Annotated in this window: 11 protein-coding genes; 2 read left to right on the top strand and 9 right to left on the bottom strand. The window is 70.0% G+C overall.

Translation table 11 applies throughout. The features are described from left to right. Positions 1-58: 58 nt before the first annotated feature. The 5 genes from IEY61_RS23835 to IEY61_RS31460 form a co-directional block, all read right to left on the bottom strand. Positions 59-1465 (bottom strand): RICIN domain-containing protein, encoded by a 1407-nt coding sequence (locus IEY61_RS23835; RefSeq protein ID WP_189048075.1) that lies wholly within the window; start codon positions 1463-1465, stop codon positions 59-61. 282 nt (positions 1466-1747) lie between these two features. Further along, positions 1748-2341, bottom strand: coding sequence for a hypothetical protein (locus IEY61_RS23840; protein ID WP_189048076.1), 594 nt, complete (start codon positions 2339-2341; stop codon positions 1748-1750). Between the two features lie 257 nt (positions 2342-2598). After that, positions 2599-4872 carry a catalase/peroxidase HPI gene (gene katG, locus IEY61_RS23845; RefSeq protein ID WP_189048077.1) on the bottom strand — a complete coding sequence of 758 codons (2274 nt, stop codon included), beginning with the start codon at positions 4870-4872 and terminating at the stop codon, positions 2599-2601. 23 nt (positions 4873-4895) lie between these two features. Then, entirely contained in the window at positions 4896-5324 is a 429-nt protein-coding gene (locus tag IEY61_RS23850) for a Fur family transcriptional regulator (RefSeq protein WP_189048078.1), read from the bottom strand. Positions 5325-5511: 187 nt separating this feature from the next. Beyond that, positions 5512-5841, bottom strand: coding sequence for a winged helix DNA-binding protein (locus tag IEY61_RS31460; protein ID WP_229706394.1), 330 nt, complete (start codon positions 5839-5841; stop codon positions 5512-5514). Between the two features lie 50 nt (positions 5842-5891). Between IEY61_RS31460 and IEY61_RS23860 the strand changes: the two genes are divergently transcribed. Further along, the gene (locus tag IEY61_RS23860) at positions 5892-6341 is read left to right on the top strand and encodes a GNAT family N-acetyltransferase (protein ID WP_189048079.1); all 450 of its coding nucleotides are present in this window, start codon (positions 5892-5894) and stop codon (positions 6339-6341) included. Between the two features lie 22 nt (positions 6342-6363). Here IEY61_RS23860 and IEY61_RS23865 read toward each other — a convergent pair whose 3' ends face one another. Then, the gene (locus IEY61_RS23865) at positions 6364-7191 is read right to left on the bottom strand and encodes an SAM-dependent methyltransferase (protein ID WP_189048080.1); all 828 of its coding nucleotides are present in this window, start codon (positions 7189-7191) and stop codon (positions 6364-6366) included. Between the two features lie 222 nt (positions 7192-7413). Further along, on the bottom strand, positions 7414-8511 hold the full coding sequence (locus IEY61_RS23870; protein WP_189048081.1) for a lytic polysaccharide monooxygenase auxiliary activity family 9 protein: 1098 nt from the start codon (positions 8509-8511) through the stop codon (positions 7414-7416). A 356-nt stretch (positions 8512-8867) separates the two neighbouring features. Here IEY61_RS23870 and IEY61_RS23875 point away from each other — a divergent pair, with 356 nt between their 5' ends. Next, the gene (locus IEY61_RS23875) at positions 8868-10859 is read left to right on the top strand and encodes an acyl-CoA dehydrogenase family protein (RefSeq protein ID WP_189048082.1); all 1992 of its coding nucleotides are present in this window, start codon (positions 8868-8870) and stop codon (positions 10857-10859) included. 15 nt (positions 10860-10874) lie between these two features. Here IEY61_RS23875 and IEY61_RS23880 read toward each other — a convergent pair whose 3' ends face one another. Both IEY61_RS23880 and IEY61_RS23885 read right to left on the bottom strand, forming a co-directional pair. Beyond that, a complete protein-coding gene (locus IEY61_RS23880; protein WP_189048083.1) occupies positions 10875-12035 on the bottom strand; it encodes an RNA polymerase sigma factor in 1161 nt (386 codons plus the stop codon). Positions 12036-12042: 7 nt separating this feature from the next. Then, complete coding sequence (locus IEY61_RS23885) at positions 12043-12450, bottom strand: YciI family protein (RefSeq protein WP_189048084.1); 408 nt, start codon at positions 12448-12450, stop codon at positions 12043-12045. Positions 12451-12630: the final 180 nt, after the last annotated feature.

Below are 12630 nucleotides of genomic sequence, written 5' to 3' on the forward strand. Positions count from 1 at the left end.
GCGGCGGTCGGAACCGCCCGGCCACCCGAGAGCCTGCCCCCGGCAGGATCAGCGCAGGTCAGGAGAACTGCGCGAAGAACCGCCAGATCTCACCCTTGGTCCAGGTCGTGACCCCACTCTCGGCGTACGTCCCGTCCACCGGACCTGGCATGTGCCCGTTGTCGAACGCGGCCCACTGCACGGGATAGCCGGCCCGGCATCCCGAGTAGGTCGTGGTGACGTGCGTACGGCTGCCCGATGCCGGCTCGCGCGGGCTCTGCTGGGTGCAACCGTTGTTCCGGACGAAGGTGTCCCGCAGCGACCGCCCCTGGCCGATACTCAGGACGTTGTCCGTGATGCCGTGCAACCCGAAGTACGCGATGGGCTGCGTCCCGCCGCTGCACCCGCTGATCTGGGCACCGGAGATCACCGCGACGGCCCGGAAGGCGTCGGCTCGCGCACAGGCCAGGGCGTAGCTCATACCGCCGCCCCAGCTGAACCCGAGCGCGAAGCGCTGGCGCGGGTTGATGCAGAGGTCGCTCTCGATTCGCCTGATCATGTCGTCGACGAACGTGACGTCCTCACCGCCGGCATTGCCCCAGCCATTGCCGAATCCCTGCGGCGCGACGAGGATCGCGCTGTTGTTGGACTGCTCCTGCTGGCCGTAGTACGACCAGGCGGCTCCGCTGGTGCCACCGTTGGAGATCTCCTGCATGGTGCCGCCGCGCCAGTGGAACGCGAAGATCAGCCGGTACGGGTTGGTGTTGTTGTAGTTGGCGGGCACCCGCAGGATGAACTGGCGGCTCTTGCCGTTGCTCTGAATCGTGTGCGTGCCGCTGGAGAGCGTCGGGGCCTTGCCGCACCCGCTGCCACCCGGCGGTGGCGTGGACGGTGGCGGGGAGGGGTCGCCGCCACCGTCCACCCGGACCAGCTGCCACTGCTGGTTGGTGCCGTTCCAGTCGGCGTACTGCACGATGTTGGCGCCGTCCGCCGTGGAGGCACCCTGCACCTCCACCACCTTGCCGCTGTGCCGGCTGACCAGCCGGACGTGGCCTCCGTCGGAGTCGGCCAGCCGGAACTGCTGGTTCGTCCCGTTGCCGTCGGACCACTGCACGATCGCGCCACCGTCGGCGGTCGAGAAGTTGTACACGTCGAGGACCTTGCCCGAGTGCCGGGACTTCAGCCGGTAGTAGCCACCGCCGGAGTCCACGAACTGCCACTGCTGGTTCGCGCCGTTGTTCCGCGTCCACTGGCTGATCCGCGCGCCGTCGTTGGTGGCCAGGCCGTACACGTCCAGTGCCTTGCCGCTGTTCCGGTTCACCAGCACGTACCACGCGTTGGTGTCCACCGTCGCCGCCGCCGCGGGTGCCGCGTTCGCCGCGACGAGCGTGCCCGCCACCAGGACGGCGGCGGCCGCCGCGGCCAGTCCTTGGCGCCAACGGCGTCTGCGGGGGGAGGTGGGACGAGCCTCACCGATGGCCTTCATGCTCCACTCCTTCGATCGGGGCCACCCGCGAGCACGGGCCTGCCCTGGCGTGTGTGCCGGCGTCCGGTGGTGGCGTCAGCACGTCGGGGGGTTGTGCGGGTTCGGCCACCGTGCCCACGGCGGCCGGCAACGCGACGGGCCCACGGAGCGAAGCAGGCCCGCTCATCCACGGTGGTGCACATCAGGCTCCCGGCAGCCACGTGACCCGCTGCTGAGAAAGTTAGCGCTCACAACGTCATACGTCAAACGACAGATGTCAATTGATTCGCGCGCGACGGGAAGTCAGGACGTAGGCATGAGGCCGAGGGCGGCCAGCAGCATCGGGACAGCCAGCAGGATCACGCCCAGCACCACTGGGGCACCCAGCACGCCGAGGACGGCGACGCCTTTCCGGAGCGCGAAGCGCCGCGACCAGGAGATTGCCAGGGCGCCGTAGCCGGCGGTGAGCACCAGGAAGAAGAGCACGTAACCGACTCCGGCCGGGTCGATCTGGTCGGCGGTGCCCGTCAGGCCCGAAGCCATGCCGACGGCTTGCATCACGCTGCCCAGGGCGTACACGCCGAGCATCGCAAAGGCTCCCCACAACAGCACACCCAGCCCCGCTGGAGGGAGAAACCTCGGACGTTTCGCGACCGACATCAGTGCCACAGCCGCCCCCATGGCCTTCAACCCGACGACAAGCCAGTTCATCACGGCGATCGCGCGGACGTACTCGACATGGGGGCCGTCGGCGAAGTGGCCGGTCATCTCGAAGACGATGTTGACGATCGCGAACATGATGCAGCACAGAGCCATCAGATGACCGATCACGGTGATACCGGCGCCGGGTCGGGCAGAGGCTTGGGAACGATCGTTTGCGAGAGCAGCGGAAGCCATGCCACCAGTCAATTCGAATCCTGCGACCGAGTCCTCCCTCGGGCGGGGGAGATCGACATCTCGGACTCCCGCCGGAGTGGGAGTCGCGACATCGCCCGAAACGTGGACGGCATCTCGTGCCGCGCTCCGGCCGGGTTGAGGCCGCGAGTTGTGGGTGTCATGGCGGCGGATCGGACGGGTTGCCACCCGGCCCAGCACACGGACGAGCCCCGGTCGATCGCGGGTGGATCGACCGGGGCTCGCCGGTTGGGGCCGGATCAGACGAGGTCGAAGCGGTCGAGCTCCATGACCTTCGCCCAGGCCGCGACGAAGTCGGCCACGAACTTGTCGCCCGCGTCCTGGCTGGCGTAGACCTCGGCGAGGGCGCGCAGCTGGGAGTTGGAGCCGAAGATGAGGTCGACCGCCGTGGCGGTCCACTTCACCTCGTCGGTGGCCAGATCGCGGATCTCGTACACGTGCTCGGACTCCGACGCCTTCCACCGGGTGCCCGGGGAGAGCAGGTTGACGAAGAAGTCGTTGGTGAGCACGCCGGGCCGGTCGGTGAGGACACCGTGCTTGGCACCACCGACGTTGGCCCCCAGGGAGCGCAGGCCACCGATGAGCACGGTCATCTCCGGCGCGGTCAGGTTGAGCATGTAGGCACGGTCGACGAGCAGCACCTCCGGCTGGGTCTTCTCGCCGGGGCGCAGGTAGTTGCGGAACCCGTCCGCGCGCGGCTCGAGCACCCGGAAGGACTCGACGTCGGTCTGCTCCTGGCTGGCGTCGGTGCGGCCCGGGCGGAACGGCACGGTCACCTCGACGCCGGCGTCACGCGCCGCCTTCTCGACAGCGGCCGAGCCGGCCAGCACGATCAGGTCCGCGAGCGAGATCTTCGCGCCGCCGGCGGAGTTGAACTCCCGCTGGATGCCCTCGAGGGTCTCCAGCACCGTCGCGAGCTGCTCGGGCTGGTTGACCTCCCAGCTGCGCTGCGGTTCGAGGCGGATCCGGGCACCGTTGGCACCGCCACGCTTGTCGGTGTGGCGGAAGCTGGCGGCCGAGGCCCAGGCGGTGGTGACCAGCTGGGCGGTCGTCAGGCCGGACTCCAGGACCTTCGCTTTGAGGGCGGCGACATCGGCGTCACCGACGAGTTCGTGGTCGACGGCCGGCACCGGGTCCTGCCACAGCTGGGGCTCCGGAACCCACGGCCCGAGAAAGCGGCTGACCGGACCCATGTCGCGGTGCAGCAACTTGTACCAGGCTTTGCCGAACGCCTGCGCGAACTCGTCCGGGTTCTCCAGGAAACGGCGCGAGATCTTCTCGTACGTCGGGTCCACGCGCAGCGAGATGTCGGTCGTGAGCATCGTCGGCTTGTGCTTCTTCGACGGATCGAAGGGGTCCGGGATGATCGCCTCGGCGTCCTTGGCGACCCACTGCTTGGCGCCGCCGGGGCTCGTGGTCAGCTCCCACTCGTAGCCGAAGAGGATCTCGAAGAAGCGGTTGCTCCACTGCGTCGGTCGGTCGGTCCACGTCACCTCGAGACCGCTGGTGATGGTGTCCGGGCCGCTACCGCTGCGGTAGGTGCTCAGCCAGCCCAGGCCCTGCGCCTCCAGCGGGGCGGCCTCGGGCTCGGGGCCCACGTGGTCGCTGGCGGGGGCGATGCCGTGGGTCTTGCCGAAGGTGTGTCCACCGGCGATGAGGGCGACGGTCTCCTCGTCGTCCATCGCCATCCGGGCGAAGGTCTCCCGGATGAAGTGCGCCGCCGCGATCGGGTCCGGGTTGCCGCGGGGACCCTCCGGGTTGACGTAGATGAGACCCATCTCGGTCGCCCCGACCTCAGCCACCATCTCCTTCTCGGAGACGTAGCGCTCGTCGCCGAGCCAGGCGTCCTCGGGCCCCCAGAAGAGCTCCTCGGGCTCCCAGATGTCCTCGCGGCCGAAGCCGAAGCCGAAGGTCTTGAAGCCCATCGACTCCATGGCGACGGTGCCGGCGAGCACGAGCAGGTCGGCCCAGGAGATCTGCTGGCCGTACTTCTGCTTGACCGGCCAGAGCAGCCGCCGGGCCTTGTCGAGGTTGGCGTTGTCCGGCCAGCTGTTGAGCGGGGCGAACCGCTGAGCGCCGTCGCCGGCGCCGCCGCGACCGTCGTAGATGCGGTAGGTGCCCGCAGCGTGCCAGCTCAACCGGATCATCAGGCCGCCGTAGTGGCCGAAGTCGGCCGGCCACCAGTCCTGCGAGGTGGTCAGGGTCTTGACGATGTCCTGCTTGAGGGCCTCGACGTCGAGCTTGGCGAACTCCTTGGCGTAGCTGAACCCCTCTCCCAGCGGGTTGACCTTGGACGACTGGGCGCTCAACACCGACAGGTCGAGCTGGTTGGGCCACCAGTCCCGGTTGGTACGCGGACGACCGCCGGTCTTCGGGGTCGGCGAGCCGATCGCCGGGTTTTCGCTCTCGCTGCCGTGGGCGGTCACGGAGTCGTGCGCGACCGGGCAACCGGCAGCCGCCTTCTTGTCCACGCCCTGCGCGCTGATGGGCGCGTTGTCCTCGATGTCGCTCATGTGTTTCCTTCCGAACTGGCGGATCACTGGGAGATGCGTTCGGTCGCGCAGTCGGGGCAGGTGCCCCAGTAGACGACCTCCGCCTCATCGACCACGAAGCCGTGGTCGTCCGAGGCGGTGAGACAGGGAGCATGGCCGACGACGCAGTCGACGTCGGCGATCGCACCGCAGGAGCGGCACACGACATGGTGGTGGTTGTCCCCCACCCGGGACTCGTAGCGGGCGGTCGCACGGCCAGGTTGGATGCGCCGCACCAGACCGGCGTCGGTGAGCGCACGCAGTACGTCGTACACCGCCTGGTGGGAGATCGTGGGATGATTCGCCCGAACCAGCGCGATCACGGCGTCGGTGTCGACGTGCGGGTGGTCCCGCAGCGCGGCGAGCACCGCCAACCGGGGCCGGGTCACGCGCATCGAGACCGCCCGCAGCTGAGCCTCGAAGTCGGACGTCATGACGCCGACGATAGCCCACTCTTTTGGAATTATTCAAGTTTTGGATCGGCACAAGCCCCCGCAATTCGCTGCAGAACAGGCCAAACCAACGACGGTGAGCATCACACTGCGACATGAAGACTACAAAAAGTAGCGCCTCCGCTGCCGGGCAGTCCGAGATTGATCTCCGCTCCTGGGGAGCAAGCGCTCAGGGGCGCCGCGATTCCTCCGCTGCCGCCTCGTCGACCTGCTCCGTGACGTGGCGCGCGACCTCGCGGAGCGCGGCGACCTGCTCGTCGGTCAGCCCGTCGATGACGTAGCGCCGCACCGCGGTGACGTGGCCCGGGGCGGCGGCGACCACGAGGTTCCACCCGGCGTCGGTCAGCACGGCCCTGGTGTAGCGAGGGCTCTCCGGGTCGGGCTGAGGCGCAGCATCCGCCCCGAGGCCGTCACCCGCATGAGCCTGGTGGTTGCGGTCGACCTGCGAATCGAGCACGATGGCGTCACGCTGCACCGGTACGCCGTCCGGGACACCCACACCATCGGCCGTACGGCGGCGCGGCCAACTGAACGAAAGGACGGGCAGCGGTGATCCGCAGAGCCGAGGCGGCGGACGCCGACGCCATCACCCAGGTGTTTCTGGCATCCAGAGCGGCGGCGATGCCCTACTTACCGCACCTGTACGACGACGAGCAGACCGGGGCCTGGATCACCCATGTGGTGCTGCCCGGTTGCGCGACCTGGGTGGCCGAGAGTCCGCGGAGCGGCGAGATCCTCGGCTTCGCGGCGCTCGACGGCGACGTGCTGGAGCATCTCTACCTGCGGCCGGACGCACGTCGGCAGGGCATCGGCAGCGCACTGCTCGATGAGGTACGCCGGGCCAGCCCGGGCCTGCTCAGCCTGCGCGTGTTCACGCGCAACACCGACGCCCGGTCGTTCTACGAGCGGCACGGCTTCCGACCGGTCGACGAGAACGACGGCAGCCGCAACGAGGAGAACGAGCCCGACATGACGTACGTCTGGCAGCGGCCCGCCTGATGCGGGCCGCTGCCAGAGAGGCTCACGGTTTGCGGGCGACGACCCCGACGAAGGTGTGGTACGTGTCGGTCTGCTCCGGAGCGGCCGTACCCGGATCCGGACGCCACTCGGCCAGCGGCACCAGTCCCGGCTCCAGCGGTGTCAGGCCGTCCACGAAGGAGAGGATCTGCTCGTCGGTGCGCCAGCGGCCGGTGCCGAGTGACTGGTTGAAGACCCGCTCGACCTCGCGCGCCTTGCGGGAACCCTCCGGGTCCCGCTCACCCGGGTCCCGGAAGTGCGAGATCGCCACGTAGCTGCCGGACGGGAGGGCGTCGATCAGCGCCGCCGCCACCGCCCGCGGGTCCTCGTCGTCGCCGAGGTGGTGCAGGATCGCGAAGAGCAGCAACCCGATCGGCCGGTCCAGGTCGAGGAACCGGCGTACGTCCGGGTGGTTCAGAATCTCCTGCGGTGACCGGATGTCCGCCTGGATCACCGTCGCGGTGCCCTCCTCGGCGAGCAGGGCCCGCCCGTGCGCCAGGACGATGGGGTCATTGTCCACATACACCACCCGAGCCTTCGGGTTGTGCTCGGTGGCGACCTCGTGCACGTTGCCCTGGGTGGGCAGCCCCGATCCGATGTCGAGGAACTGGTCGATGCCCGCCTCGGTGACGAGGGACCGGACCACCCGACGCAGGAAGGCGCGGTTCGCCTGGCCGGCCGCCGGCCCGTCCGGTGTGATCCGCAGGGCGTGCTCGGCGACCTTGCGGTCGACCTCGAAGTTGTCCTTGCCGCCGAGGAAGAAGTCGTAGACGCGGGCCACACTGGGAATGCTGGTGTCGATGCCGGGGGGTGCCGCCTTGTCGCGGGTCACAGGCGTCTCCATTCAGTTCGGATCAGCGCCCGCCGGAATCCGCGGGCAGTTCCGGCGCTGCGGTGAGTGTAGCGATCGGACGGTGCTGATTCTCCCCCCGGCTGGTACCGCTCCCAACGAACCGCCCGCCACCAGGGCGGCCGCTGACCGACACGCCGAGCCGACGGTCGGCGAGAGCCGGCGGGGGTGGCGCCGCTCGGCACCACCCCCGCCGCGGTGTTGCTACCTGGCGTTGCAGGTGAGGGTGGGCGTGGAGTTGGTGCCGCTCCAGGATCCGTTGAATCCGAAGCTGGTGCTGCCGTTGGCACCCAGGGTGCCGTTGTAGCCGACGTTCGAGGCGGTGACCGAGGAGCCGCTCGACGCTATCGTCGCGTTCCAGGAACTGGTGATGCTCTGGCCGTTGGGCCAGGTCCAGCTCACCGTCCATCCGGAGATGGCGGCGTTACCGGCCCGGACGGTGACCTCGGCGCCGAAGCCACCGGACCACTCGTTGGTCTTGCGGTAGGTGGCGATGCAGGCACCGTTGCCGGCCGGCGGCGGAGTCGTCGGCGGCGGGGTGGTGGGGGGCGGCGTGGTGGGCGGCGGCGTGGTGGGCGGCGGCGTGGTGGGCGGCGGGTTCGACGGCGGCGGCGTGGTCGGCGGCGGTGTGCCGCCGCCACCGAAGGTCACGTCGCTGCAGAGGTAGTACGGCTGGTCGAGGTGGGACGCCTGCCAGATCGTGTAGACGACGTGCCGCCCGGTGCGGTTACCCGCGTTGACCTGGGCCTCGTAGAGCCCGGTGGTTGGGTAGCTGCCGGTGCGCAGCACCAGCTCCAGGCTGTTCCAGGTGAGGGGCTGGGTGGTCGAATCGAAGCCCTGCTTGGTGATGTAGATCAGCATGTAGTCGGCGCCGTGCCGGGCACCGTCGGTCAGCGTCAGCTTGAAGTTGTTCGGCATCGGCTTCGCGGTCCACGCACCGATCGCGTCGAGCGAGGCGTACAGGCCGCCCTGGGTGCGACCGCCGCTGCACAGCTGTCCGTCCGGGACGGCGGCCTGGTGGTTGCCGCCGACGTTCTCGCGGTACAGGCCGTTCCAGTTCCACATCGTGTTCGGGTTGGCCTGCCAGGCCTGCCAACACATCGGGTCGGTCTGGGCCATGGTGGGGTTGAGGTGGTCGGCGCCCCAGCGTTCCCAGCATCCGTAGTTGCGCGACGGCGGATTGGTGACGGATCCGTGCGCCGAGGCCGGGCCGGCCTGATTGACGACGACCATCGTGAACGCGGCGGCGAGTACGGTGACCGCGCCGAGTCCGAGACGGCGTGCTGTTCGTGAGAGTTTCATCGATGCTCCAGTTGGTCCGCCCGACGTCGGTGTCGCTCGCCGGGATGCCCAACCCCACGAGGAATACCCGCCGATCGGTTTCGGACGATCTCAAGATGGCAGGTGGCGTGACTGCTGCCCGCGCCGGCTTGGCGGCTCCAACCCGGGAGACTACCCGACTCATCAAGGCATGTGAATATTTACGGAAGTGCCCGTCCGGACGGTGACCACTCCACCACCTCGGGTGTCATGGCCGCAGCCGACAGCGCGGGGCGGATCCACGCGTTCTGCAGGCGTGCGGCGTGCCGGGCGACGGCCTGGTCGAGGTCGTGTTTGGGTACAGGCTGTATCCGTAACGTCCGTCACCCGAGGTAGCCATGTCCAGTCACACCTCCGGCCCCATCGACCCCATCCGCCTGCGTGAGGTGCTCGACGGACCGTGGGCCGAGGTCCGCGACGCGTACCGGGACCAACTCGACGCGCGCTTCCTCCCGGTGTACGGCGAGAACGACGACCAGGCACGTGAGCGGGTCAGCCGGCTGCTCACCGACCTCCCCGTCGAGCTGGGCATCGCATCGGCCTTCCCCAGCGCGTACGGCGGCAGATCCGACGTCGGCGCGTCGATCGTCGCCAGCGAGATGCTGGCGCAGGTCGACCTGTCGCTGATGGTGAAGGCAGGTGTGCAGTGGGGCCTGTTCGGCGGCGCCGTGGCGGCCCTCGGCACCCCGCGGCACCACGACGCCTACCTTCGGGACATCATCGCCGCCAAGATCCTCGGCTGCTTCGCGATGACCGAGACCGGCCACGGCTCCGACGTCCAGCAGCTGCGCACCACCTGCACGTACGACCCGCAGACGCAGACCTTCGACCTGCACACGCCACACGAGGCGGCCCGCAAGGACTACATCGGCAACGCGGCCCGTGACGGCCGGATGGCGGTGGTCTTCGCGCAGCTGATCACGCAGGGACGGCGGCACGGCGTACACGCCTGGCTGGTCCCGATCCGCGACGCGCAGGGCAACCCGCTGCCCGGCGTGACCATCGGCGACGCGGGACCCAAGGCCGGCCTGCTCGGCGTGGACAACGGCCGGCTCAGCTTCGACCACGTGCAGGTGCCGCGGGACATGCTGCTGGACCGCTACGGCCAGGTCGCGGCGGACGGCACGTACTCCAGCCCGATCGCCAACGACTCACGGCGCTTCTTCACCATGCTCGGCACCCTGGTCAGGGGCCGGGTCAGCGTGGGCGGCGCCGCGTCGGCGGCCACCAAGTCGGCGCTGACCATCGCGGTGCGCTACGGCGACATCCGCCGCCAGTTCACCACACCCGGCGCCGACCGGGAGGTCCCGCTCAACGACTACCTGGCCCACCAGCGCAAGCTGCTGCCCGCCCTGGCCACCACGTACGCGTACCACTTCGCCCAGGCCGAGCTGGTGGCCGCGCTGGACGAGGTGCAGGGCGACGACCACCCGGTCGACGAGCACCGGCAGCGGGAGCTGGAATCCCGGGCCGCCGGTCTCAAGGCCGCGCAGACCTGGCACGCCACCCGCACCATCCAGACGTGCCGCGAGGCGTGCGGCGGCGCCGGCTATCTGGCCGAGAACCGGCTGCCCGGTCTCAAGGCCGACACCGACGTCTTCACCACGTTCGAGGGCGACAACACGGTGCTGCTGCAACTGGTGGCCAAGGGGCTGCTCACCGGCTACCGGGACGAGTTCGGCTCGCTGGACGGTTGGGGGCGGGCCTCCTTCGTCGCCGAACAGGTTCGGGAGATGATGCTCGAGCGCACCGCCGCGCGATCGCTCATCCAGCGGCTGATCAGCGCCGTGCCCGGCCGGGACGAGGAGGTCGCCGTCACCGACCGCGGCTGGCAGCTCAAAATGTTCGAGGACCGCGAGAAGCACCTCCTCGAAACCGCGATCCGCCGCCTGCGTGGCGGCGCGGCCACCAAGAAGGACCGTCCCTTCGACATCTTCAACGACGTCCAGGACCACGTCCTCGCGGTGGCCGCCGCGCACATCGACCGGGTCACCCTGGAGGCCTTCGTCGCCGGCATCGAACGCACCGCGGACCCGACGGTCCGCGCGCTGCTCTCCCGCGTCTGCGACCTGTACGCGCTCACCGTCATCGAGGCCGACAAGGCATGGTTCCTGGAGCACGCCCGATTCACGCCCGCCCGCTCGAAGGCGATCACGGCAGTGGTGAACGATCTGCTCAAGGAGCTGCGCCCGCAGATGCGTACGCTCGTGGACGGCTTCGCCATCCCGGAGGCGTGGCTGCACTGCGCCATCCTGCGCGAGGAGCCCGGCCGGCAGGAGACCATGGCGGCCCACGACGCCGCCGACGACCGGCCACCCGTACCGGCGTGATCCCGGCCTGGGCCGCTACCGGCCGGCGTTGAGCCGGGCGGCGTTGAGCCGGGCGGCGTTGAGCCGGGCGGCCTGGCGCGTCAGATGGTCGCGTTCGGCGAGGTTGGTCGCCTGCCGGGCCGCCTCGACGTAGAGCCGCGCCGCCGTCGCCAGGTCACCGGCGCGCTCGTGCAGATGGGCCGCGACCGCCGTGTGGCGCGGCAGCCCGCCGTCCAGCGCCGCGAGCGCCGCCAGCCCGGCCCGCGCGCCGTCCGCCTCGCCGACGGCCACCGCGCGGTTGAGCCGCACTATCGGGCTGTCGGTCAGGCGCGCGAGTTCGTCGTACCACTCGACGATCTGCACCCAGTCGGTCTCCTCGGCCCTCGGTGCGTCGGCGTGCAGGGCCGCGATGGCGGCCTGGGCCTGATACTCGCCCAGCCGGTCGCGGGCGAGCGCCGCCTGGAGGGTCTCGATGCCCTCGGCGATCAACGACGTGTCCCACCGGCCACGATCCTGCTCGGCGAGCGGCACCAGGCTGCCGTCTGGCGCGGTCCGGCTGGCCCGCCGGGCGTGGTGCAGCAGCATGAGGGCGAGTAGCCCGGCCACTTCGGGGTGGTTGATCGCCGCCACGAGTTGCCGGGTGAGCCGGATCGCCTCGGCGGCGAGGTCGACGTCGCCGGAGTAGCCCTCGTTGAAGACCAGGTAGAGCACGCGCAGCACGGTGGTGACGTCGCCCGGCTGGTCGAACCGTACGCCCATGACGGTGCGCTTGGCCCGGCTGATCCGCTGCGCCATGGTCGCCTCGGGCACCAGATAGGCCTGGGCGATCTGGCGGGTGCTCAGTCCGCCCACCGCCCGCAGCGTGAGCGCGACCGCGGACGACGGCGTCAGCGACGGGTGGGCGCAGAGGAAGTAGAGCTGGAGCGTGTCGTCGACGGCGGACACCGGCGGCTCCTCGTCGACCAGGTCCTCCCGCCGGCGGCGGGCGGCGTCCGCCCGGGTCGCGTCGAGGAAGCGCCGCCAGGCCACGGTGACCAGCCAACCCTTCGGGTCCCGGGGCGGGTCGGCCGACCAGACGCGGAGCGCCTCGACCAACGCGTCCTGCACGGCATCCTCGGCCGCCGCGAAGTCGGCTCCGCGGCGGACGAGGATTCCGAGCACCTCCGGGGTGAGGCTCCGTAGCAGGGCCTCGTTCATGAGCTGGTCACTCGGTGATGGTGGGCGGCGCGGACAGGAAGGGCCGCAGCTCCAGCCACTCGTGGATCGGCCGGCCGCCCTTGCCGGGGGCGGCCGACAACTCGCCGGCCAGTTCCACGGCGCGCTCGTAGCTGTCGACGTCGATCACCATCCAGCCGGCGATGAGGTCCTTGGTCTCGGCGAAGGGGCCGTCGGTGACCGGCGGGCGGCCCTCGCCGTCGTACCGGACAAACGTCCCCTCGGGGGCGAGCGCCTGACCGTCGACGTACTCCCCGGTCTGCTCCAGCCGGGCCGCGAAGTCGTTCATGTACTGGATGTGCGCCGAGATCTCCTCCTGCGTCCACTGGTCCATCGGCACGTCGTTCACCGCCGGCGGCGCCCCACGGTAGTGCTTGAGCAGCAGGTACTTGGCCATGATCTCTCCTTGGTGCTGGTGTGACCCATTCTGGTCACTCGGCACCCCTGGGACGGAGCACGCCACCGGATCTCGACATCGTTCCCGCGACAATTCTGCGGTCGGGTTCCGGCGCCGCTCAACCGCCCTGCTGCGCGCCCCAGGTGAGCACCAGCCAGAGATCGGTCATCGCGTTGTCGA

This window comes from Micromonospora sonchi (assembly GCF_014646235.1).
Classification (GTDB): Bacteria; Actinomycetota; Actinomycetes; order Mycobacteriales; family Micromonosporaceae; genus Micromonospora; species Micromonospora sonchi.

Excerpts from the sequence above, each read along its gene's own strand:
- IEY61_RS23835 (WP_189048075.1), bottom strand. The coding sequence starts at position 1,465 with ATGAAGGCCATCGGTGAGGCTCGTCCCACCTCCCCCCGCAGACGCCGT.
- IEY61_RS23840 (WP_189048076.1), bottom strand. The coding sequence starts at position 2,341 with ATGGCTTCCGCTGCTCTCGCAAACGATCGTTCCCAAGCCTCTGCCCGA.
- katG (WP_189048077.1), bottom strand. The coding sequence starts at position 4,872 with ATGAGCGACATCGAGGACAACGCGCCCATCAGCGCGCAGGGCGTGGAC.
- IEY61_RS23850 (WP_189048078.1), bottom strand. The coding sequence starts at position 5,324 with ATGACGTCCGACTTCGAGGCTCAGCTGCGGGCGGTCTCGATGCGCGTG.
- IEY61_RS23870 (WP_189048081.1), bottom strand. The coding sequence starts at position 8,511 with ATGAAACTCTCACGAACAGCACGCCGTCTCGGACTCGGCGCGGTCACC.
- IEY61_RS23875 (WP_189048082.1), top strand. The coding sequence starts at position 8,868 with ATGTCCAGTCACACCTCCGGCCCCATCGACCCCATCCGCCTGCGTGAG.
- IEY61_RS23880 (WP_189048083.1), bottom strand. The coding sequence starts at position 12,035 with ATGAACGAGGCCCTGCTACGGAGCCTCACCCCGGAGGTGCTCGGAATC.
- IEY61_RS23885 (WP_189048084.1), bottom strand. The coding sequence starts at position 12,450 with ATGGCCAAGTACCTGCTGCTCAAGCACTACCGTGGGGCGCCGCCGGCG.